Origin of the sequence: Siphonobacter sp. SORGH_AS_1065 (genome assembly GCF_030818595.1) — a bacterium.
In the GTDB taxonomy this organism is placed as follows: Bacteria; Bacteroidota; Bacteroidia; order Cytophagales; family Spirosomataceae; genus Siphonobacter.
Window position 1 is genome coordinate 3,662,319 of the sequence record NZ_JAUTAM010000004.1, and the last position, 23,836, is coordinate 3,686,154.

Genomic DNA, 23,836 nt, shown 5'->3' on the forward strand with positions numbered 1-23,836 from the left:
TATCAGACGATATTTTCTTCGGGTTTGATTTTGTAAAACCCGGGGCGGTTCCAGACCGTGGGCCAAAAATACCGTAATAACATTTGAAAGCGGCGGGAAAACCGCTTTTGATTTTCCATTTCACTAAAAATCGGACGGCGATTGCGGAAGTTAACGAAGGCTTTCCACCCAGTAAAAATGGGAATCAGTAAAGCATAATTTAGCATCACAACTAAATAAGCTCCAACGCCATACTGCTTGCGTAGCCAGAGCAGATTAGAAACCTGCATCTGTACATTGAAGCGATTCACATACGAGACATCCGTTCGGCGGAAAGGGGAGTCGCTGGTTAAGTGTAGGAATCCTAAGTCTTTAAAATAGAGTAACTTGCCTGCCTTACCTAGTCGATAAGACCATTCGACGTCTTCTCCATACATAAAGAAACTTTCGTCCAGCGGTCCGACCTTTGCGACGGCCTCGCGACGAACCACCATGAATGCTCCCACCAGCCAGTCATGCTGACGAGGATCTTGATACTTAGTTTCTGGAATCAGCCGTTCCACCCATGTTTGCAAACGGATGGGTACGATATAAAATATGCGACGAAATTCGGCGAAACTTTGAAAATACGGCTGCGGAGTACCATTTGCGTATAACTGCATGGGGGCGGTCGCTACCACGTCGGGTTCAGCATCCATGCGTTCCACGCAGAGGTCAATCGCGGGCATGTTCTGTAAGGTGTCGGCGTTGAGTAATAAGTAATACCGACCTGTAGCTGCCTGAATGGCCCGATTATTAGCCCGGGCAAAACCGGCATTATACCCCATGTTAATCCACTGAACATCGGGGTGTTTCTGAAGAACTTCCGTCTGGCTGGAATCCTGCGAGTCATTATCAACGACAATGATTTCGTAGGTTACCTTTCGGGTCCAGTCTTTAACCGACTGGATGGCATCGTTGGTAAGGCCGGCACATTTATAATTAATGATCAGAATCGAAACATCATACATACTTTTCTGAGTTTTCAGTGGCCTGTTTTAGGTTTCAAGGTCGGGGCATTAACGCTGAATAACTACCGACTTCAAACGTTCCACTACTCCAGAATATAGGCCTTTAACAGTTCCTGAATCTGTTCTTTACTATTAAACATCATGACATCAATGATACTCAGCCAGGGGGTAAACTCGTCGCCCAGTTGAGGGTATTCCACTCGTTCCGAACGGATGAAATTTAGTTGAATCCCGTGTTCAGCAAACAGGTCTTTGTTATACAGTTCTCTACCGCCAATGGGATTGATATAATGATCAGCTTTTTCCTGTAAGCAAATATCCAAAATACGTTCCTGAGCCTTTAGATGCTGATTATTGTAGATGGTAGAACTTTTCACGAGGGGCGTAGAAATGGAAAGATATTCGCCGATCATGGTAAGGCTATTGTAAATGTAAGTGCTGATATTCGACTCAGATTGTTGAAAAACGGCTTCCACTATTGGGAAAACGGCAGCGAAATGAGGGGCCTTTTTATAATTCTGCTGAATCGTTTTAAGCAATTTATCCCGCCATTTCTGATCGGTATCAATTGAAATTTCGTGGATTAATTTATTCTGACTGGCTTCTTTCAGAGGTACAGTAAATAACTGGGCTTTTCCGTTATTCAGAATGGAGTTACGGTTAATCCATCCCCGATTAATAAAAGCTACGTCATCATAAATCACGAACTTATCTACGGCATTAAGCAGCTGGAAATATCCGATGTATGGAAATAAATAAGGCTGCATGATGGCTAAGGTCATAACTCTAAAATTAAGTTGAAGTCAAAATTAAAAGCTGTTTAGAGTTTCATGCATCGGAAACGCAATCTTCTAAACAGCTTTGCTGGAATGATACTGAGAATGGTTATTTCAATTTACGTAACCAGTAATCTTCAGCCGGCACCAACATTTTCGCTCGGGTGGCAGCTGTAGTATCCGTACCCAGACGAATGTCACCGGGTTGTGGTTTAATAACACTGGCCGCAAAGAAAAGGTAATCAGCTTCTTTAGGGATAGGCTGTAAACCTTGCTCAAACGGATTGATTGGAATGAGCTTACGGGTCAGGTTTTTACCAAAAAGCGGATACTCATAATCATCATTAATATCAGCTAAAGCGATTGTTGCGTTCTCCGGCACCAGCTTTTCAAAATTTTCATAAGCAGGCTGTAAATCTTCCCGGGCATAAGACATTCGCTCGATTCGTCCTGCTTGGAAGGCCGAGGGCTTTCCATGATGAGCTACAGGCAAGCAACGCTCGTTCCAAAGCACTGCCAGAATGGCGGAAGGACAGGCAAGCAACACAAGTACCAACGCATACGCTTTAAGTAACCCACTTTTGGTAGCCAGAAGGCTTTGACGTTTCGTAAAAAGTAAGGTCAAAAAGGGAACGGCATAAATGGCCGTACTGATGAAATAGCGTCCTTTGAAGGGATCATAAGGGGCCGAATAGGAGAGGGCTGCCGCGTGTAAAAGCGTAGCGATTGCCAGAAACCAATGTGGTTTAGAACGAATGACTCCAAAAAGCACCAGAAACACCAGCGGCCAAATTAACAGAAAACCCAAGGCTCCCCAGTAAGGTAGACCATTTGTGAAAATATAAGGACGATTGTATTCAAAAGGACGGATTGTAAAGTCCGTCTCTTCCACCAGTCGGGCGTGAGCTTTTTCTTCCAGCCAGATAAACGGGGCTTTAAACCAACGATTGGGTCCTTTTTCAATAGCTGGAATGTTAGTTAGACCGTCCAGATTCATGAAATCAAAACTGTAGCGTAACAAATTTCGAGTGCCTTGCTCATAAAGGTTGGCACTGAAAATTCCACCTGCTCGTTCCACTGACTGATGACGGGTAGCCGTTGGGGGACCAATCGGGTGGTTGTATCTCTTCAGATTAGATAAATAACCAGTCGGTAAGGTGAATAGAAGTATGCCCACGAGAGCCGAAGTAACCAAATGCTTGAGCTTGAAAAGGGAAGCTTTTACATTAGGAACGCCAGCAACGAATACATACACCGCAACCATAAATAGTGAAGGGAATTGCAGTACTAGCGTAATTTTATGTCCCAGAGCTATGCCAAACGTGAGTCCTGCCAGGTATAGATACCGACGACGTTTAGTTTCGTGATATGAAAACAGAAAATACACTAGACAATTGACATACCCCATCAGAACGATATCCGTATCGGTGGTGGTAGACTGTAGTAATACATTGGGTAACAAACCCATAACCAGACCACAGAACAAACCAGCAGTAAGATTTCGGCTAATCGACTTGGCAATGCCATATGCACCTAACACGGCAACCCAGTAACTTAGATAATTAATGAGTTTAAAGGCATTCTCAACTTTTCCAGTGATTAGGTAGCTGTAAATCTGGATGTTGCAAACACTTCGGGGGTACGTATCAATGTTCCAGTTAGTGCCATAAAAGGGAGCCATCGTACCACGATGGATAAAGTACATTACCCGAACGAGGTGCCCGGTCATACTATCCCATTCATTTGGAACGGTAAATAAGACCAGAGCTAAGTTAACAATGGAGACAAAAAGCAGAGAAAAGCTTAAGAGACCGAATACGAGTTTTAGGTATATACTCAGGTCTTTATACCAAATCCAGAGATTCTGTAGAGAGCTGCCAATCAGACTAATAACGGAAAAGTCCTCGTATTCTTTGATAAATATTCTGGTAAAGAGCAGATAGAAAAGAAAGGGAGGTACAAATACCAGACCTGCCCAAAACCGAACGTCGTCAGTTTTGTGTAAAAAGGATAACAAAAAGCCGGAGACGATAATGCTACCAGCAAAAACGGTGAAAGCCGTAATCAGGACGTCTACTAAGGACTTTCGGGATACCTGTGCTGCGACGCGAAAGCAGAAGCCCACAAACATCAGGAAGAGTAAGCGGTAAAACCAATCCCACATGACGGTTACTTATAAGTTTTCGTTGACAATAGAAATTATTCGCTGAACATCTGTATCCGATAAATCAGGATACAAAGGCAAGCAAAGAGCACGCAGAGCCATTGCTTCCGAAACCGGGCAGGATTGCTGAGCATGCAGGAACGTCAATGTATTCAGTGAAGGATAAAAATAACGACGGGTGAAAATCTGCTGAGCTTCCAGGGCTTGCCGGGTGCGTAACAAATCAGCTTCTGTTTTGAAGAAGATGGGGTAATACGCATGATTCCATTCGACATTTTTCGGAATAACGGGTTTGCGAAGTTTGCTCCAGTTCAACTGATGATCATAAGACTCAGTAACCCGGTGGCGACCGGCAATGATTTCCTGAACATGAGGCAAGTTACAAAGACCCATGGCGGCGTGAAATTCTGAATTCTTGGCATTGATGCCAATATCAAAATACTCATCACCTATGTGTCCGAAGCTTCGGTATAGTTTTAGCTGCTCCGATAGTTCCTGATGAGGTGTAGTAATCATGCCGCCTTCGACGGTATGGAAAACTTTCGTTGCGTGGAAACTACAAGTGGAAACATCGCCGAAACTTAGCAACGATTTTCCGTCAACTTTTACGCCAAACGTATGAGCGGCATCGTAAATTACATAAAGGTTATGTTTCTTAGCAAGGGCCTCAATACGTTCCAGTTGACAGGGAATTCCGTACACGTGCGTGGCCAGAATAGCCTGTGTTTTTGGGGTAATCAGGGCTTCGATGCAATCGGGGTCGATGCAAAGATCTTCCTCACGAATATCCGCGAAAATAGGGGTGGCGTTTTCCCAGGCAATAACGTGGGACGTTGCACAATATGAAAAAGGAGTCGTGATGACTTCTCCCGTAATTTTTAAAGCTTTCAGAGCCATCTGTAGTACGATGGTTCCGTTCGAAGCAAAGTGCAGGTGTTCAACATCCAGATAATCGCGGAGTTTCTGCTCTAATTCTAAAACTAAAGGACCCTGATTGGTAAGATGCGAACGTTCCCAGATACCAGTCAAATAAGCCGTATACTCTTCTTTAGGAGGAAGGTAAGATTTTGTTACAAATATTTTTTCACTCATACATTAACCTCCTCAGACTGCTCGATACTAAAAGGGAAATAAGGACGAACGGAGCCCGGCCATTTGCCGTACCATTCCACACCGCCACGATAATCATCAATTTCAAACATAACCGATTCCTGAAGGTGGTAAAGAACCGTCGAGGCATCTTTCACGATCATCATGGTTATGGTATACGTTCCGTCATTCAGGAAGTTTCCGGGAAGATTAACTTCTCCCGTAATCAAGCCGGGATTGGCTTCTATTTGAGGAGAAGCCAAATTAAAGATCGTTTCACCCGTCATGGAGTTAAAGTGCATGCTTAGATTAAGCTTTGCATTTTTAACAAAATTCCAGAACTCGAACCGAAGCTTAATGGGCGTACGAACGTCGATCCGGGTCTGGCCTACCTCGAACTGAGGAATGAGCTCGATTTTACGAATCCGAACCTGATCGTTACCCGGAGCCTGTTCAGGCGTAAGCCATTCCCGAATGAGACTAGTCTGATTAATTTTGGACATATAATCCGTAATAATCTGACCGGTTTCACCTACGGCTACCATCTGACCCCGATTCATGAAAACCGCTCGGTTACACAGACTCTGCACGGCTGTCAGGTTATGGCTTACGAAAAGAATAGTTCGACCACTGTCAGAAACATCTTTCATTTTACCCAGACATTTCCGTTGAAATTCGGCGTCACCTACTGCTAATACTTCGTCAATGATCAAAATTTCTGGTTCGAGGTGAGCTGCAATAGCAAAACCCAGGCGAACAAACATACCCGAGGAATAGCGTTTCACAGGGGTATCCAAGAACTTCTCGATGCCTGCGAAAGCAACGATCTCATCAAAATGCTGCTTGATTTCGGCTTGCTTCATGCCGAGAATGGCACCGTTTAGAAAGATATTTTCACGGCCAGTCAACTCCTGATGGAAGCCAGTGCCTACTTCAAGCAAACTGGCAATTCGACCCCGAACGGTTACCCGGCCCGTAGTGGGTTCGGTAATACGGCTTAGTACTTTAAGCATCGTAGATTTACCCGCCCCGTTATGGCCAACAATACCAATTCGATCTCCCTGAGCTACGTCGAAACTGACGTCTTTCAAAGCCCAGAACTCTTCTTTTTCGGAAACGGTATTTTCACTCGACTTAGAGCCAAAGATCGATTTAACTCCATTGACTAACGATTCTTTGAGGCCCGATGGACCGCCATTCTTTCGCTGATGATCAATGTAGTATCGCTTACTGATATTTTCAATCTGGATGGCATTCATAACATTAAAGGTTAAAGAACTTATTCAAATCCATCCAACCTAATTTTAGTATGGGTAGAAAAGCTTGCAGATTAGATATAATCAACAAAACTATTTTCTCGTTTACGGAAAAAAGCAACGGATGAGAAAACGACAATCAGGATAATGATGACACTGGGAATAAAACTTTCCCAGCGGAAGGGAGCATGGCCCCCCATCAAAGTCCAGCGGAAACCATCGATAATGCCTACAATCGGGTTGAGGTTATAGATGGGATACCAGGATTCGTTTTCAATGTTTACTGGAGAGTAGGCAACGGGACACGCATAAAACCCAAACTGAATAATGAATGGAGTAAGCTGTGCAAAATCCCGGTATCTTACGTTCATTACTGACAATAATAAACCAAATCCAAAAGCGGCCAGATAAGCCATCGCTAGAAAGATTGGTATAAAAAGTAATTGCCAGGATGGTAAAAAGCCCTGTTTGAAAAAGTAATACAGGTACATGGGAATTATTAAAACAAAACCCACTAAAAAGTCAACAAAACCTACCATTACTGAACTAGTTGGCAGGATCAGTCTCGGAAAGTATACCTTCGAAACCAGGTTAGAATTTCCAACAATACTATGACTTACCTGAGAAAGAGAATTGGCGAAAAATTGCCAGATTAGTACCCCTGCAAAGGTGGCCAGTTTCGGAGGAACGCCTTCTTCAAAGGGAAGACCTGCTACTTTACCAAAAGCAAAAAATAAAATGGCTGAGGTCAGAACCGGGCGGACTACGCTCCAAACAACGCCGAGAGCGGTCTGTTTGTATCGAACCGTAATATCACGTTTCGCCAGTATCCAGAATAATTCCGTTGACTTCCAAAACTCAGCCCAGTAATTCTTCTGCGACCTACCGTGTTCAATAATCGTTTCCTGGGTCATTACTCTTGTAATTTTTTCATCATATTTTGATAGGTCGTAATGAGGAACATCATCACAAAGGATAATACAATTCCTAAAGCAATCCCGATTTTTATAGCTTTCCCTCTTGGATAAGGCGTTACGGGTAGGGGATACGTAGGCTCATCAATGATGGTTACCAGAGGACTTTCACGAATCAGGGACGTACGCAAGGCATCAATGTTACGCAACGCGTCCATGTATAGTCCTTGCAAATAGGTCGTATTTTGAGACATCCGCTGTTCATTAACCCGACCCGACGGCATGACCATGTACTGACTGTAATCCTGAGCTCTTGCTAACTTTCTTTCCTCCCCAGATAGAATGCTTAATACAGAATCCCGGCGACTTGTGTGCAACTGGAGTAGCTCCAATGTTTTCTGACTACGGGTCTCAGTGTAGAAACTGGTCATCGTTTTGAGCCAGGTTTCAACCATGATTTTCGATAGTGTATCCGAGTCAGTTTTCACCGTCAATTCCATGAAACTTGACTTTCGATCGAGGTTACCAATTTCCAGATCCTGAGAAGCATACTCACGAAACATGTCCAGATAAGACATTTGCGTAGTCGTGTAATATTTCAAGGACGTATCTGGAAAGGTGAATTCATTCCGTAAATATTCAGCGTTCTTGGTTCTACGTAAAGCACCCGAACGGTTCTTATAAAAGTTCACGAGCAAATCTCTTTTACCAGCGATGGTGACCGGAGTAGTCATTACCCGGTTACCGATTTTTTTCGAACGGAATAACTCGGTGAAGTTGGCACCCGCGAAAATATTACCATTCGAGCCACCACTACTCATCCCCAAAGCACTGGCAAAACTTGAAAGTTCTGATCCTCCCGAGCCGGTTTCAAGGTTAAAGACGATAGAAGCCTCATACTGATCGGGAACTTCGTTAACCTGATCATAAATCCAGCCGCCTACGCCTCCAAGAATGATACACACCCCTAATAACCACCAATACTTTAAAATTGTTAGGAAAATCGCTTTTGCATTCCGAACCAGTTTTCGGGGGTCAAATGGAGGAGCAGGCTCTATAACGGCTACATCTCCATTGGGAGTTAATACTGGTTTTGTTGAATCTGTGATCATTATTATCTCTGAATGAAGGTCTCTTATCTGAATGTTCTTAGTAAGGCTACAATACCTACGATGCCGCTAAGTGCACCACCAATTTGTGCAATTGCACCAATCACCTGTTGGGAAGTAATATCAGCCTGCGTTCTTTGTGGGACAATAACACGAGCTCCAGGTTTCACTTCAGGATAAGAATTAAAGAACAGGAAATGTTTCGTTTTTTTAGCAAAGCCGTTCGCATAGATCACATACGTACGTTTTTTCACGCTTTTCGAAGTAAATCCACCCGCTCTTGAAATGTACTCGCCAACGCCCACCCCACGAGTGAAACGGCTGGTAGTAGGAAGCTGAACTTCACCTTCGATTTTAACAGTTGGGTTATACTTCGGAATGTTAAGAACATCCCCATCCTGAAGAATTAAATCCATATCCGAATGCGGTTTTTCCAGGATTTTTTTCAAATCGATACCAATAGCTTCCTCTTTGTTTTCAGCTACGTAATCAGCATTTACAGCCGTCCGTTTGTTATCATTACCAATTTGACCAATCGTTTTTTGCTGTTGCTCAATTTCAATTTTGGTCAGCTTGGTTTTACGAATCAGCGAAGCTCCTTCTACGTAAGCATAAGCAGTTAACCCTCCTGAGCGTTTGATCAGATCAGAAATACGTTCATCGCGATCAATTAGGCCATAATCGCCAGGCGTCAGGACTTGCCCTTCTACGCGAGCTTCCTGATTATTCTCGAAGTTAGGAGAGGAACGAACGTATACTACGTCAAAAGGCTTTAACTGAAACTTCGAAGCTTGTTCAGTCAGACGTAAATCCTTGCTGATAGCCAGAGTAAAGCTTTCTGAGAGAGCAGAGGTAATCAGCTTTGGATCGTCAGAGTCCAGACGTTTAGGGCGAATAACTTCAATATGGTTGGGAGAAGCCGCCGCCCGAAGGTTACCGGCCTGAATAATTAAATCTTCTACGGTCATTCCTTCATACCAGGGGAAATAGCCACGAGTTGAATCGCCTTTAGCCAGGTTCACTTCGCCCAGAATCCGTACCTGCATTCCTTCCCGAAGCTGCGTTACACTTTCTACTTCCAAACGATCCAGTGCTTTCAGAGTGACGTTAGTGTCTTTGCCCGCCAAGATCCGGGAAAGGTTTACCGTAATCAGTTCTTCCGTTAAATCATCTTTCTGACGGTATAGACCTGCCCGGCCTAAAAAGGCATCCCGTTTGGTCCCTTCTGCCCGGTTGACCAGATCTTTTACCGTTGGGTTACGATCCAGCGGATAAGAGCCGGGCAAATAAACGGCACCTGAAATGGTAACCATATTCTCTTCACGTTCAGGCACTTTGCCGATACCAACACGGTCACCGTTCTTAATTTCAAAGTTGAATACTTCATCTTCTTTGACGTCAAGGAATTTACGGCCATTGCTGGTAATACGTTGGATAACGATAGTATTCTTATAGGCATCCTCAATAAATCCACCCGCATACTCAATCAGGTTACCTAATTTTTCGCCGGGAAGTAATTCAAAGTATCCCGTCTTCTTCGTTCCAGAAGTTAACTCAATCCGGGTTTTGTAGGGAGGAATCTGGATAACGTCATCATCTTTCAGGCTGATGTCGCTCATGCGTAAGCCTTTGGTCAGGTACTTGTAAAGGTCAATCGTGCGAATGATCGTATCCTGACCAAATTTGTTACGGCGGATCAGATTGATGTTACGGAAAGAGCCAGATGCTGTGGGACCGCCTGAAAAATACAAGGCGTTCATTACCGTAGCCAGTGATGGTAAATTGTACGTGCCCGGATTAACAACCTCACCAATGAAGTTAACGCGGATGCTACGGATATTACCAATGCGAACATTCATTTCCATTCCCCGTCCGATAGGATAGATTCTGGAAAGTTTAGCCCGCAAACGAGATGTCGCTGCTTCAATGGATAAACCACTCACGAATACAGGACCTACCTGTTCGAGTTGCAGTACGCCTTCAGGAGTAACTGTCTTCTTAAAATCAAAGTCTTTGTATTGGTCACCATAAATATTGATGACCACTTCATCTCCAGGACCTAAGATGTAACCTTTGGGCGTAGGGATGTTGGTAATCGGAGCAATATCAAGGCTCTTGTTAGAGAAAATATCGGCACCAAAAATCTTGATTTTCTGTTCTGCTGTGCCGGGTTCCTGTGTATTAGCCCGCAGCATACGTACGGAATCTTCACGAGCTTTTGTGCGTTGATCCAGTGTGTATTGTCTGGGCTGAATGTTATCGCTCTGCATGGAAGGAGTTGCCGATGGAACCGATGGATTCATCGGAACCGTTGAGGTCGGAAAACCCTGCGGAATCGTGTTTGTCGGAAAAGGTACCTGGGCCTGTACAGACGTACTCGAAAGCGTTAGTACAACTAGAAAAGCGGTTTTAACGGTGGAGAAGGGTAGGGAAGACTTTAAGATTTTCAAAACACAAGGCCGAAAGAAAGGCAACATTTCGATTCTTTTTTGGTGATAATTGATTTTTTCCCGGATGGGTCGGTATATGAAACTCACTGACGAACTAAATAGTTTTAATTATGATAACGAAAGAAATCTACTTTAATGCACAAAGTAAAACACTAAATTCGTATTTTCTGATACCACTGGTATAATTAACATTTCCCTAAAATAGCTTTTCCGCTATGATAGAAATTGAACAAATCTTATTTTTGAAGAACGAAAGGTTGGACGAATAATTGACTAATGGCAGAACAAAAATTAACGGATTACACCGAAGATAGTATCCGCTCGCTCGACTGGAAGGAGCACATTCGTCTCAGACCCGGTATGTATATTGGTAAGCTTGGAGACGGATCTTCAGCTGATGACGGGATTTATGTGCTTGTAAAAGAAGTAATTGACAACTGTATCGATGAACACGTAATGGGCTTTGGCAAAACCGTCGAAGTCAAGATTACAGAACATCGGGTTGAAGTACGTGATTATGGTCGTGGAATCCCCCTGGGGAAAGTGATTGATGTAGTTTCAAAGATTAATACGGGGGGGAAATACGATTCTGGAGCCTTCCAGAAATCGGTAGGGTTAAACGGCGTTGGTACTAAAGCGGTCAACGCACTTTCCAGTTATTTTAAAGTTCAGGCGATTCGGGATGGTCAGGCCAAGTGGGCCGAATTTTCAAAAGGCGAGCTGACGAAACAGTCGAAAGGCACGATTGAGACCAAGGAACGCAACGGAACGCACGTGATTTTTGAACCGGATAATTCGGTTTTCAAGAATTACCACTTCATTCCTCAATACCTTGAAAATCAGATTTGGAACTATGCTTATCTGAATGCAGGCCTGACCATTGTCTTTAATGGACAAAAATACGTAGCTCAACGGGGCTTGCTGGACTTGCTGGAGCGTAAAACCGATCAGGAAAGTATTCGGTATCCGATTATTCACCTGAAAGGCCCGGATATTGAAATTGCCATGACTCATGGGAATCAATACGGGGAAGAATATTACTCGTTCGTCAATGGTCAGAACACAACGATGGGCGGAACGCACCTGGCGGCTTTCAAAGAAGCGGTAGTAAAAACGGCCCGTGAATTCTTCAAGAAAGATTACGCTCCCGAAGACATCCGGGCGAGTATCTCGGCTGCCGTGTCCGTTCGGGTACAGGAGCCCGTTTTCGAATCGCAGACGAAAACGAAGCTAGGGTCAACCAATATGTCGCCTGACCCTAGTTCGCCGACCGTTCGTGGGCACGTGGTTGATTTCCTGAAAACGGAGCTTGATAACTTCCTTCACAAAAATCCAGCCGTGGCAGAAGCCATGAAAAAGCGGATTGAGCAGTCGGAGCGGGAGCGAAAGGAAATTGCTGGGATTAAAAAACTAGCTAACGACCGGGCTCGTAAAGCGAGCGTGCATAACAAGAAGTTACGTGATTGCCGTATTCACCTGCCGGATGCCAAAGCGGAAGATCGGCTGGAAACGACCCTGTTTATAACCGAGGGGGATTCGGCTTCGGGATCCATTACCAAATCCAGAAACGTACAAACGCAGGCCGTGTTCAGTCTTCGGGGAAAGCCGTTGAACTGCTTTGGGTTAACGAAAAAGATCGTGTATGAGAACGAAGAATTTAACCTTCTTCAGCATGCTCTGGACATTGAAGCTGGACTGGAAACGTTGCGGTTTAACCGGATTGTTATTGCGACCGATGCTGACGTCGATGGCATGCACATTCGTTTACTGCTGATGACGTTCTTCCTGCAATTCTTCCCGGATATTGTTCGGAATGGGCACTTGTATATTCTCGAAACGCCTTTGTTCCGCGTTCGGAATCCGAAGAAGCATGAGGATACTACCTATTGTTATTCCGAAGAAGAAAAACAGAAAGCGGTAGCGAAGCTGAGTTCAGGAGGTAAGAAAGTGGAAGTAACCCGGTTTAAAGGGTTGGGAGAGATTTCTCCCGACGAGTTCGGTAAGTTTATTGGTGAAGATATGCGTCTGGAACCGGTGATCTTACAGAAAGAATCGACCATTCCGAAACTGCTGAGTTATTATATGGGCAAAAACACGCCCGATCGTCAGCGATTTATTATTGATAACTTAGTTATTGAAAAAGACGAGATAGAAGAAACGCTGGAAGTCGCTTAGCCAAGCATAAGCCTTTAGTAGAAAACGCCTGATTCAGATTTTATGAATCAGGCGTTTTTTCTATAACTTCAAACATTCTTCCAAGTAACAGGTTTTATGGAAGATCGTTGATAACGTTTAGCGATCTGAAACCACGAAATAGCAAGAAGATAGTTACGAGCATAGAACTGGTTTATTAGAAAAATTCAATTTAAGCGAATTTTTATTTTATTCTGCTTAAAAGTTCATTCTAAAAAGTGATAATTATTTATGGATAGGGTGACTTTTCGGTACCCCTCTGAAAAGTGTTCCACTCTATCTTTGCGAAAACCAAATCCAATCTGTTATGGACAATGTAGTAACCAGCCCCCAATTAATGGATCTCGAAACTTTCAAGTCAGAGATGGATACCAAAGGTTGGGTAATTTTTCATGAAGTACTGGAAGATAGCTTCCGTGAAGAGCTGATCAAAGCTCAGGATATAGCCACTGAAGAGTGTCGTCAGATTCAGATTAAAAATGGGGTAGTGAATCGTACGGCAGGAACTTCACACCACCTGGTGGTTTTTGAAGGCCCTTTCATGAAGTTTGTGGAAGAAATGCCTTTGCATGAATACCTGACTGCCTATTTTGATAACGGTCCATATATTCTTAATTCCTTCGGGGGAGTAATGAACTTCAAGGCAGAAACGTCTTCATACGTAGGTAACGTACACCGAGATATTCGTACCTGGAGTGGAGACCTACCCCTGATGATGAATATGCTGGTGATGCTGGATGATTTTACGCCCGAAAATGGTGCGACGTGGTTCATGAGCGGTTCTCATAAATACGCTGAGAAACCAACGGATGAAGAGTTCTTCGCTGTTGCCGAGCAGGCCGTTGCGAAAAAAGGGAGTATCGTTCTATTTAACTCTAACGTATGGCACGCTGCTGGTACGAACCAGACAGACCAGATTCGTCGTGGGTTAACACCGATGTTTACGAAGCCTTTCTTCAAGCCTCAGTTCGATTATTCTCGTTACTTTGGTTATGATCGGGTAGCAAATTTCCCTCCTTTAGCCAAACAGCTTTTGGGATATAATTCCCGCGTACCAGCTAACCTGGACGAATGGTATCAGGTACCAGAAAAACGTTTGTATATTCCAGGTCAGGGTTAATATCGTTAACTTGCAGACGGGAACCAGTGCTAACTCCGTAAAAACCTCTTGTCAAGCGATAGATAAGAGCTTATTGATGAATAATTTATTCTGAAATTATATACTCTCCCCTTCCCGGTTTGAAAGCCGGGAGGGGTTTATCATTTAAACAAATTCAACCAAGATTATGGATCAGACGCTTCAGGCTGAATATGACAACCTTAATAAAATCACTGCCGATTACGACGATTATGAATTTGACCGTCGGATGCGTCATTATATGATGCGGACGCTTGAGCCGTTCATGCGTGAAGGAAAAGCACTGGAAATGGGTTGCATGTATGGGGAGTTTACGACCATTCTTTCCAAGCGTTTCGAAGACCTGACGGTTGTTGACGCAGCAGAAGAATTCCTGAATATTACTCGGGGTCGGGTAGGCGATAAAGTGAAATTTATTAACGGGCTGTTCGAAACGTTTGAGTCTGATGAAAAGTACGATGCCATCTTTATCATGCACGTACTGGAACACCTCATTAACCCCGTTGAAATCATGTCAAGGGTTAAAAACTTCCTGACACCAACGGGACGGTTATACCTGATTGTACCTAATGCTAATGCTGGTTCACGTCAGATTGCCGTTAAAATGGGCTTCCTGACGCACAATGCAGCTCTGACTCCTGCTGACATCAAACACGGTCACCGCATTACATACTCGTTAGATACGCTGGAAAAAGATGTGCTGGAAGCGGGATTAAGCGTAGTACACCGTGGGGGTATTTTCTTCAAAGGCCTGGCTAACTTTCAGTTAGACAAAGCTCTGGAGGCGGGTATCATCGACGATAAGTACATGGAAGGATGCTATCAGTTAGGTCAGGTATATCCCGATTTGTGCAGTAGTGTATACGTTGTTGCAGAAAACAAAGCATGATTCAAGTAAGAGAAATCATAACTGAAGACGTTCCCGTTATTAATCAATGGCGGAACGACCCGGAAGTGATGCAGTACTTAACAAACCAGTTTCGGTACATTGGCCTCGAAGCCGACCGGAACTGGTTTGCTTATTATCAGCAACACCGAAACGAAGCCGTGCGGCTAGCCATTCTGGATGAAGGCACATTAGTGGGCACGGTTCAGCTTACCCAGATTGATCGGATGAATCAGCAGGCGGAATACAGCATTATGATTGGTGAAAAGAATCACCAGTCGAAAGGGCTGGGCCGTCAGGCTACGCAGGCTATTCTGAAACACGGCTTTCTTGACTTAAACCTTCACCGCATTTACCTGACTGTGTTACCCGATAACGAACGGGCCATTCGCCTGTACGAATCCATCGGTTTTCAACGGGAGGGCATTTATCGCAAGTCTCTTTTCAAAAACGGACACTTTGTCGATGTTATGGGAATGAGTCTTCTTCGCGATGAGTATCAGATCGCCTGATGCTATTCTTTAAAAATTATGAAGCCAAAGCTTAGCGTTTATTGCATTACTTATAACCACGGGCCTTTCATCGCCGAGGCTCTGGAGAGTTTTCTTGCCCAGCAAACCAATTTTGAATTTGAAATTGTGGTAGGCGATGATGCTTCCAAAGACAATACTCAGGAAGTATTGAGAGAATACCAGCAACGGTATCCCGATAAGATTCGACTGTTGTTGAATCAGGTCAATCGGGGAGCTATTTACAACTTCATTGACACCTACGATGCCTGTCAGGGCGAGTATCTGGCTCTGTGCGAAGGAGATGATTTTTGGATTGATCCATTGAAACTGCAAAAGCAGGTTGATTTTATGGATCAGCATCCTGATTTCTCCATGTGCTTTCATAATGCAGAAGCTCGTTACCAGGATAACAGTGCTCCTTCATATCTGATTAACGACCATACCCAAAAGAAAGTCGTTACGGTCGATGATCTGATTGGTAATAAAGAAACCTGGTTTATGGCCACGGCCAGTATTGTACTGCGTAAGTCTTTCTTGCCCAAGTTACCAGCCTGGATGCCCCAGTCGAAAAGCGGTGATATTCCTTTGAATATTCTGATGACTCAGCGTGGTCCTGCGGGATATATGGACGAGGTAATGTCGGTGTATCGCAAGCATGCCGGAGGTCAGAGCAACACCGATCACCGCTGGCAAGCCCATTTTCTGCTGAATCGCATTAATATGTATGAGCATCTGGATAGGGAAACGGGGTATCTGTTTACGGATCGTTTCAAACGGACGATGGCCGAATTTTACTGGCTATTACCCGACACTGTTGAATTTGAGCAAAAATTCTGGGATCGGTTGAAGTACACCATGCGTGCCATGAAGTATGACCCCGAGAACTACAAAAGACCCTGGGGAACTTTGTTAAAAGAAAAGATACTCACGCAAAAACAACTTAATTTTACACGAAAATTAAGAGGCCTGAAGTAAGAACAGCAGCCTATCGACATAAACTCCTCCCTGTTGTGACTTTAGATGAATTAAGAAATCAGATAGATTCTATTGATAATCAGTTGCTTGCTTTGATGAACTCGCGGATGAATGTAGTTCAGCAGGTAGGTGAACTGAAACGCTCTTCGCAAGCACTGATCTATCGCCCTGAACGTGAGAAATCAATTGTAGATCGTTTAAGCCACCAATCCGAAGGCTTATTACAGAAGGATGCTATTGAAGCGATTTTCCAGGAAATTTTTGCCGTTGCCCGTAACATCGAGTTGCCCGAGCGTGTAGCCTATCTGGGACCGGAAGGTAGCTTTACGCACCAAGCCGCTGAGTCGCGTTTTGGTGCCATGAGTGAGTATGATGCCTTGCCAACCATCCGTTCAGTGTTCGAGTCGGTTGAAACGGGAAGGGCGAAATTTGGAGTCGTTCCCATCGAGAATAATCAGGAGGGTTTAGTATTTGAAACGGTTGATAACCTCAACGAGAAGAATATTCGAATTGCAGCGGAAATCGTAACGCCCATTCATTTTGCTTTTGTAACGAAGGCAGAAAAGCTGAGCGAAATTCAACGCATTTACTCCAAGGACATCGGTTTCCGTCAATGTAAGCGTTTCCTGGATGATTACTTTGGAAATTATTCAGTAGAAATTATTCCAGTAGAATCAACATCCAAAGCAGCCAAACTGGCTTCTGAGGATCCTAATGCCGCTGCCATTTGCTCGGCCATTGCGGGTAAAATTTTTGGGGTTCCTGTCTTGTTTAATAACATTCAGGATTCCATCGTTAACCGAACTCGTTTCCTGATTTTGGCGAAAGAGTTTGAAACCGTGCCTTCCGGTAACGACAAAACGACGGTAATTGTCCAGTTTCCGGATTCGGATAAGCCCGGTACACTTTCACGTTGCCTGCGGGAGTTTGAGTTATACGACATTAACCTGACTAAATTAGCCAGTCACCCCAGCCGTCAGGGCGATCGTTTCGGATTCTGGTTTTTAATGGAATTTGAAGGACACGTGAAAGACGATAAAGTGCAGAAAATTTTTCGCCAGTTAAAGTCTGAAGTGAAGTGGCTTGGAAGCTACGTAAAGCTGGTAGACTAAACGGAAAAATAGCTAAATGAAAAAGGCCTTCAGCATTACTGAAGGCCTTTTTCTATGGATTACGTTTGAAAATTCTAACCTGATCTATGGTTGAAATTAAGTGGTATTTTGATCCAATATAGGCTTTCACTTCGGCATAATATTCATGGGCCTTACCTAATCCTTTAGCCATGGGATAGGTGGAGTCCATTGTATCAATAAAAATCTCCGGCTTATTTTCCTCCATATCGCCAATAAAATTAGCAATACGGTGAGCGTAAAGATCCGACTTCATAAATAAATGGTGACTGTGAGGCATCCGATATCCACAGGCTCGATTAGACTGCACGTACCAGCGGTCTACCCAACCCCAAATCACGATGTTATCTTTATCGGTAGAATGTTGCCTGATTTGATCGACAATTTGCGTTTCATAAACAACTTTATCAGAGCTACTTTCAGGCTGTATAGTAACGACGTTGTAGATAGCCTGAATCAATGAAGCTAGTACTAGAAGGATTATGGATACATAACTGATTTTTCGATTGGAATAGGGAATAGATGCAGCAATACAGTATAAAACAGGAATAAATAGATAGAGGATATAATGAGAAAATAAGTTACCTGACTGACCAACGGCATACAGGCTGGTAGCCACCATAAGTACCGAAAAATAACCATTAATTTTTTCAAAAGAACTCGCTATTCTGCTCCGGAATAAAGTATATGAAACTCCTAGAATAGTCAAGGGTATCAAGGCAAAGAAATAAATTCTAGAGGATTTTACATTCAGAATGAATTTACCAATTCGAATTGGGTTAAACCTTTCGATGGTTGGTAGGGATTGAAATTGAGTCGAGTAAGAATACAATAGATAATTCCAGAAATAATTTATCCAGAAGTCTGAGAGTTTATGATAATAAATAAAGACCAGATTGATTAATAATGTAGGAAGAATTCCTCCTAAAATCAGTAAAGCTAAGAATGTATAGTTTTTTAAACGAAGGGTTAATAGCATCGCGAAAGCAGCAATGACCAAACCCATTGGAGCGTTTTGAAACTTCGCATAGATCAAGCTTCCCAGAATAGTTCCTAAAGTAAAGATCTGAAAACCAGAGGTCTGTTTCGTTTTTTCATACCTAACATACAGGTAGGTCGCCAGTGTTATTAAGAAAATGCTGATATGTTCTGAGTTATAGGCCGTATGCTGAAGAGACCAGGTAGTACTAATAAAAAGACAAAGCGTCCAGGTAATCAGTAGAGCCCGTTTAGCATTAATAAAGAGAGCAATGGATTTATAGAAATAGAAAATGATTCCTAACCAGCAGAGAATAGTAACCACATTGGTCAGAGCGTAACTTAAGTTAATGCCTAACCAACTGGGAATTAAGATCGGTAGAACAGTAAGCGGACGTGAGTCCGTATAGTTCAGAATCTTCCAAAGTTTATCTGGATAATAATTGATGGAAATAGCACTCGAAAGCCAGGTACTTGTATCCACATCTCCCTCAGTATTCTGAATATTTAAAAGCCGTAATGCTAAAGTAATGGCAAGAAAAATATAGATAAATCCTTTTCTTTTTAAGGAAGTTTCCGACCTATACTTAACCCAGACATAAGAGGTAAAAGCTACAAGAAGTAGTATAATAATAATTTTTCCGTAAAAAGTATAAATGATTGGCATGGAAGGTGGTGTAATAAAAAGTCCAGCCAAATATAAGAGAATATCTAGAATGCTAAATTGACTCTTCGTGAGTTAAAAACTCTATTATTTTATACGTTTATGTTACTATAGTTACGAACAAAGGATGAGCATTACCCATCCTTTGTTGATTTATAAGAACTTTAATGAATCAATTTTATCCTGCCCAATCTGGGCTATTAAGGGTTCAAGGCCGTTGTATTTAATTTGCCCGCGAAGCCAGATGACAAATTCCAGCGTGAGTTTTTCTCCGTAGATTTCCTTATCGAAATCGAAAATATTGACTTCAATGGTACGGATCGTACCGTCAACAGTAGGGTTGGTTCCGATACTCAACATTCCCCCATACCAGTTGCTCTTCCATTTCACCCGAACGGCATACACTCCATCGGCAGGAACAAGCTTATAGGATTCGGGTAATTCCAGATTGGCAGTAGGGTAACCCAGTTGCCGACCCAGTTGCCGACCTTTAACGACTGTTCCACTCAGCGTATAAGATCGACCTAGAAAGGCCGCCGCTGTTGTCACATCTCCGGTCAGTAAGGATTGCCGGATTCGGGTTGAACTTACGGCCAGATGTTCAACATCCTGCCGGGGGATTTCTTCCACTTCAAAACCATATTCGTGCGAATGGGCCTGAAGGTAATCGAACCCACCTTCCCGGTTTCGTCCAAAACGATGATCGTAACCAATTACCAGACGCTTGGTACCAATGGTATCAATCAGGATCTTTCGGATAAACTCGTCAGAGGTTAATAAAGAAAAATCACGATTGAAAGGAATAACCAGCAAGTGATCAATACCAGAAGCCTGGAGATACTCTATTTTTTCATCGAGCGTATTAAGTAATTTCAGGTCCGCACTATCCGCGGAAACTACAATACGCGGATGAGGCCAGAAGGTAATCACCACCGACTCACCATTGGACTGCCTGGCTGATTCGATTAATCGATTTAAGATTTTCTGATGGCCTAAGTGTACACCGTCGAAAGTTCCACTGGTGACAACTGCGTTAGGAAGTCTCCTGAATTCCTCTATACCATGGTATACTTGCATAAATTTAAAGGGGTCTGATTCGGGGTTCGTAAAGCACACTGCCGGGGCGGTGTGTTTCTACGAAATCTTCCAGAGAAATCGCGTCATCAATGTGGAATTCACCAATACGCGTCCGACGAAGGCTTTTCATATAAGCTCCTGACTGGCAGAGCAACCCGAAATCGCGAACTAAACTACGGATATAAGTGCCTTTGGAACAGACAATCCGGAAATCCAGTTCAGGAAAACGGCTTTGATCGAGTTCAAAAGCGGTAATAGTAATTTGTTTAGGCTTAATTTCTGCTTCCTGACCACTGCGGGCCAGTTCATAAGCCCGAACGCCTTCTACTTTCACGGCTGAAAAAATAGGAGGGGTTTGTAAAATCGTTCCGGTTAACTCTGCCAAAGCCTTTTCAATCACTTCAGGAGTAATATGATCCACCGGATATTCGCCATCAAAAGGCGTTTCCAGATCGACAGAAGGAGTGGTTTTTCCTAACACCAGCGTTCCGGTGTATTCCTTTTCTGCCGCCTGATAGGTTTCAATTTGCTTGGTCATTTTGCCCGTACAGCAAATCAGCAGCCCCGTTGCCAGAGGGTCCAGGGTACCTGCATGACCAATCTTCTTATATTTCGCCGCCCACTTCAGCTTTTTAACTACTGCAAAAGAAGTCCAGCCCAGGGGCTTATCTATCATAATGACTTCTCCGGGATCTGCTGCCTGGACTTTCTGTTCCTCACGCTCCATACTCAAGGGTTAAACTACTTCCATATTAACGCCACTCATCAAGAGGGCGATGATGATAATGCCCATCACAATTCGATACCAGCCGAACACTTTAAAGCCGTATTTCGTCAGGAAACTAATAAAGAAACGAATGGCAATCATGGCTACGATAAAGGCTACGACGTTGCCAATGACAAACAGTTGAATCTGATCGCCCGTTAGCGTGTTTCCGTCCATGAAATAATCCAGCATTTTCTTGCCCGTGGCCGCAAACATCGTTGGAACGGCCAGAAAAAAGGAAAATTCCGCTGCTGCTTTACGGCTGATCCCCTGACTCATCCCGCCAACGATAGACGCACCGGAACGGGAAACGCCCGGAATCATGGCGATACACTGGAACATCCCGATTTTGAAGGCATTCCATAAGTTAATGTCCTTCTCTTCAGTAATGACCGGGTTGGTAAACCATTTGTCTACAAAGAGTAAAATGATTCCTCCGATCAGTAAGGAAACAGCGACGCCCATGGCACTTTCCAGCAGGCTATCGATGATATCGCTGAATAACAAACCAAAAACGGCGGCGGGTATAAAAGCGACGAATAACTTGATGTAAAAATTAAATGACCGGAAAAAACGCTTGAAGTATAAAACAACTACCGATAGAATCGCCCCGAACTGAATGGCAACCGTAAAAAGTTTGACGAAAGGATCGGAAGCAATGCCGGCGAACGAAGAGTAAAGAATCATGTGGCCGGTGGATGAAATGGGTAAATACTCCGTAAGGCCTTCAATAATTGCTAAGATAATAGCGTGTAGAATTGACATGAAAAAGGTTGATTAAATAGGAAGTAGATTTGGCGGAATAAAACAAAGAAAGTACTGGAAGCAGAGATGCTCCCAGTACCCTTCAAACAAGACCTGTATGAACTAAGCCTTAGGCTTTTGTAAAATGGCGTAGAATTCAATGATATAACCAGCAACCACAACGATAGGACCGAGGGTAAGGCCCAAGAAACCGAAGCCAAATTCCTCTCTGTCCATACTCATGATGAAAAAGCCTGCCAGGATGGTAACCACGCCGATGATCATCCACAAATAGTTGCTACGTTGAAAAGGCATGGCTTTCGCCTGAGCTGAGGCGTCATTGCCAGTTGCAAAGGGGCTGGAAATGCCTGAGGTTTTAAATTCTGTTGCCATAATAGTTAAATGTATGAGCGTTAACCGGGTATAAAATCTTTAATAACAAGAGGCTAGTAAAGCTTATCGACAGATGAGCGTAGATAGCGTTCTACGGACTGAAGCGTGCTTACAAATCCAATAAACATGCCAATGATCAACAGGACAGCGGCCAGGATTCCTAACTTCTCCCAATCGCCTAGCAGGACATTAATTTCGGGAACGTACTTGAAACCCAGATTGATAATAGCTACTAATAACCCGCAGGCGAGTATTGCACTAACAATGCCCTGAATCAATCCGCGGTATAAAAAGGGTTTGCGGATAAATCCATTGGTGGCTCCAACCAACTGCATACTACGAATAGTAAACCGCTGTGAATAAAGAGCGAGTTTAATCGTATTATTAACCAGAACAACAATGATAATCAGTAATAAAACTACGAAGGACGAAAGCACAATATAGATTTTAGTGATGTTTTTGTTCACCTCATCTACAAAATTCTCTACGTAGCTAGCTTCAAAAACCCCCGGAATGCGTTGTAAATCCTGCTTGATTTGTTTCAGACCGTTTTCTGAAAAATAATCTTCCTGAATTTTAATAAAGACGCCATCCCGAAGCGGATTTTCGCCCAGAAACTCTTTGAAATTTTCGCCCGTATCTTTAATAAACTTTTCCGCAGCCTCTTCCTTGGAAACAAAGGTTACCTGAGGCTTGCCCTCTTTCCGGGCAACGTATGGTTTAGCCAGAATCTGGTTACGAACTCCCTCGGATTGCTCGGCAGTAAGGTCTTTGTTGAGGTACACCTGAACCTCAATATTTTGCTTTACTACCTCCGATAATTTCCGGCCCATCACTGTTAATAAACCACACAAGCCAATGATAAATAGGGCGATGGTTAAGCTAACAGTAATAGTCAGATTAGGTAAATACTTTTTACGTTGTTTTTCTGTGGCCATACGAGCGAATCCTTGCAAAAATAGATGTTTCCCGAAGGAAGAAACAGCCGCTTGCTATTTTTAAGGGTTTTTAACGAACGGTAACTCCTAATTGCGACGACTTATTTCGTCGCGAATCTGGGCTGCTTTTTCGTACTCTTCATTCGTCAAAGCCTGATCCAGCATTTTATGCAAATCTTCGGTTGTGTTATCTTTCAACTGATCGGGAAAAGGCTTGCTGGCTGACACGGGAGCGGGCTCAGGTTTTTCGCTTGAAGTTCCTTCATTGGCAACGATTCCGGCTTCTGAAAGTAAGTTTTCAAAAGTATAAATGGGAACATTGAAACGCAGACCAATGGCGATGGCATCCGACGGACGGGCATCAACCACGCGTTCTTTTAATCCATCCGTGCAGACAATCTGAGCGAAGAAAATCCCTTCCCGCAGATCGGAAATCACAATTTCAGTGACCTTATAATGAAAACCCTGAGCAAACGATTTAAACAAATCGTGCGTCATCGGACGGTTCGGGGTTATTTTTTCAATTTCGATAGCAATTGCCTGGGCTTCGAACATGCCAATAATGATGGGTAATCGACGATTACCAAACTCTTCACCCAATATCAGAGCAAATGACCCGGTCTGTGATTGACTCGGGGAAAGACCTAAAATCTCTAACTTGATTTTTTCCACTGGTTACGACCTCTGTTTAGAAA

At 43.5% G+C, this 23,836-nt stretch carries 21 protein-coding genes; 6 read left to right on the forward strand and 15 right to left on the reverse strand.

The annotated features are described in order from the left end of the window. Nucleotides 1–2: 2 nt before the first annotated feature. From QE390_RS15875 to QE390_RS15910, 8 genes are all read right to left on the reverse strand, one after another. Nucleotides 3–989 carry a glycosyltransferase family 2 protein gene (locus QE390_RS15875; RefSeq protein ID WP_307142862.1) on the reverse strand — a complete coding sequence of 329 codons (987 nt, stop codon included), beginning with the start codon at nt 987–989 and terminating at the stop codon, nt 3–5. Between the two features lie 83 nt (nt 990–1,072). Then, nucleotides 1,073–1,771 (reverse strand): WbqC family protein, encoded by a 699-nt coding sequence (locus QE390_RS15880; RefSeq protein WP_307142863.1) that lies wholly within the window; start codon nt 1,769–1,771, stop codon nt 1,073–1,075. A gap of 103 nt (nt 1,772–1,874) precedes the next feature. After that, entirely contained in the window at nt 1,875–3,929 is a 2,055-nt protein-coding gene (locus tag QE390_RS15885) for a glycosyltransferase family 39 protein (protein WP_307142864.1), read from the reverse strand. Nucleotides 3,930–3,938: 9 nt separating this feature from the next. After that, entirely contained in the window at nt 3,939–5,021 is a 1,083-nt protein-coding gene (locus tag QE390_RS15890) for a DegT/DnrJ/EryC1/StrS aminotransferase family protein (protein ID WP_307142865.1), read from the reverse strand. Beyond that, on the reverse strand, nt 5,018–6,277 hold the full coding sequence (locus tag QE390_RS15895; RefSeq protein ID WP_106634983.1) for an ABC transporter ATP-binding protein: 1,260 nt from the start codon (nt 6,275–6,277) through the stop codon (nt 5,018–5,020). Before QE390_RS15895 ends, QE390_RS15890 begins: the two co-directional genes overlap by 4 nt. Nucleotides 6,278–6,348: 71 nt before the next feature. Next, entirely contained in the window at nt 6,349–7,188 is an 840-nt protein-coding gene (locus QE390_RS15900) for an ABC transporter permease (RefSeq protein WP_106634982.1), read from the reverse strand. Beyond that, nucleotides 7,188–8,300, reverse strand: a complete 1,113-nt coding sequence (locus QE390_RS15905) for a hypothetical protein (protein ID WP_307142866.1) — start codon at nt 8,298–8,300, stop codon at nt 7,188–7,190. Before QE390_RS15905 ends, QE390_RS15900 begins: the two co-directional genes overlap by 1 nt. Nucleotides 8,301–8,323: 23 nt before the next feature. Continuing rightward, complete coding sequence (locus QE390_RS15910; protein ID WP_307142867.1) at nt 8,324–10,747, reverse strand: SLBB domain-containing protein; 2,424 nt, start codon at nt 10,745–10,747, stop codon at nt 8,324–8,326. Nucleotides 10,748–11,023: 276 nt separating this feature from the next. Between QE390_RS15910 and QE390_RS15915 the strand changes: the two genes are divergently transcribed. The 6 genes from QE390_RS15915 (at nt 11,024) to pheA (ending at nt 17,563) form a co-directional block, all read left to right on the forward strand. After that, nucleotides 11,024–12,922, forward strand: coding sequence for a DNA topoisomerase IV subunit B (locus QE390_RS15915; protein ID WP_307142868.1), 1,899 nt, complete (start codon nt 11,024–11,026; stop codon nt 12,920–12,922). A gap of 325 nt (nt 12,923–13,247) precedes the next feature. Continuing rightward, nucleotides 13,248–14,060 (forward strand): phytanoyl-CoA dioxygenase family protein, encoded by an 813-nt coding sequence (locus QE390_RS15920; RefSeq protein ID WP_307142869.1) that lies wholly within the window; start codon nt 13,248–13,250, stop codon nt 14,058–14,060. A 166-nt stretch (nt 14,061–14,226) separates the two neighbouring features. Continuing rightward, nucleotides 14,227–14,967: a class I SAM-dependent methyltransferase gene (locus QE390_RS15925; protein ID WP_106634975.1), complete on the forward strand. Its 741-nt coding sequence runs from the start codon at nt 14,227–14,229 to the stop codon at nt 14,965–14,967. Beyond that, nucleotides 14,964–15,476, forward strand: coding sequence for a GNAT family N-acetyltransferase (locus tag QE390_RS15930; protein WP_307142870.1), 513 nt, complete (start codon nt 14,964–14,966; stop codon nt 15,474–15,476). Before QE390_RS15925 ends, QE390_RS15930 begins: the two co-directional genes overlap by 4 nt. Nucleotides 15,477–15,494: 18 nt before the next feature. Further along, entirely contained in the window at nt 15,495–16,451 is a 957-nt protein-coding gene (locus QE390_RS15935; RefSeq protein ID WP_307142871.1) for a glycosyltransferase, read from the forward strand. Between the two features lie 35 nt (nt 16,452–16,486). Then, a complete protein-coding gene (pheA, locus tag QE390_RS15940; protein ID WP_106634972.1) occupies nt 16,487–17,563 on the forward strand; it encodes a chorismate mutase in 1,077 nt (358 codons plus the stop codon). A gap of 52 nt (nt 17,564–17,615) precedes the next feature. Here the strand turns inward: pheA and QE390_RS15945 are convergent, their stop codons facing one another. From QE390_RS15945 to QE390_RS15975, 7 genes are all read right to left on the reverse strand, one after another. Next, nucleotides 17,616–19,043, reverse strand: coding sequence for a hypothetical protein (locus QE390_RS15945; RefSeq protein WP_307142872.1), 1,428 nt, complete (start codon nt 19,041–19,043; stop codon nt 17,616–17,618). 333 nt (nt 19,044–19,376) lie between these two features. Next, nucleotides 19,377–20,300 (reverse strand): bifunctional riboflavin kinase/FAD synthetase, encoded by a 924-nt coding sequence (locus tag QE390_RS15950; protein WP_307142873.1) that lies wholly within the window; start codon nt 20,298–20,300, stop codon nt 19,377–19,379. Between the two features lie 4 nt (nt 20,301–20,304). Further along, nucleotides 20,305–21,027 (reverse strand): tRNA pseudouridine(55) synthase TruB, encoded by a 723-nt coding sequence (gene truB / locus QE390_RS15955; RefSeq protein ID WP_307142874.1) that lies wholly within the window; start codon nt 21,025–21,027, stop codon nt 20,305–20,307. Nucleotides 21,028–21,036: 9 nt separating this feature from the next. Then, entirely contained in the window at nt 21,037–21,831 is a 795-nt protein-coding gene (locus tag QE390_RS15960) for an undecaprenyl-diphosphate phosphatase (protein ID WP_106634969.1), read from the reverse strand. 102 nt (nt 21,832–21,933) lie between these two features. Then, entirely contained in the window at nt 21,934–22,203 is a 270-nt protein-coding gene (locus QE390_RS15965) for a DUF3098 domain-containing protein (protein WP_307142875.1), read from the reverse strand. A gap of 53 nt (nt 22,204–22,256) precedes the next feature. Next, nucleotides 22,257–23,141, reverse strand: a complete 885-nt coding sequence (locus QE390_RS15970) for an ABC transporter permease (protein WP_106634967.1) — start codon at nt 23,139–23,141, stop codon at nt 22,257–22,259. Between the two features lie 87 nt (nt 23,142–23,228). Further along, nucleotides 23,229–23,813 (reverse strand): bifunctional nuclease family protein, encoded by a 585-nt coding sequence (locus tag QE390_RS15975; RefSeq protein WP_106634966.1) that lies wholly within the window; start codon nt 23,811–23,813, stop codon nt 23,229–23,231. Nucleotides 23,814–23,836: the final 23 nt, after the last annotated feature.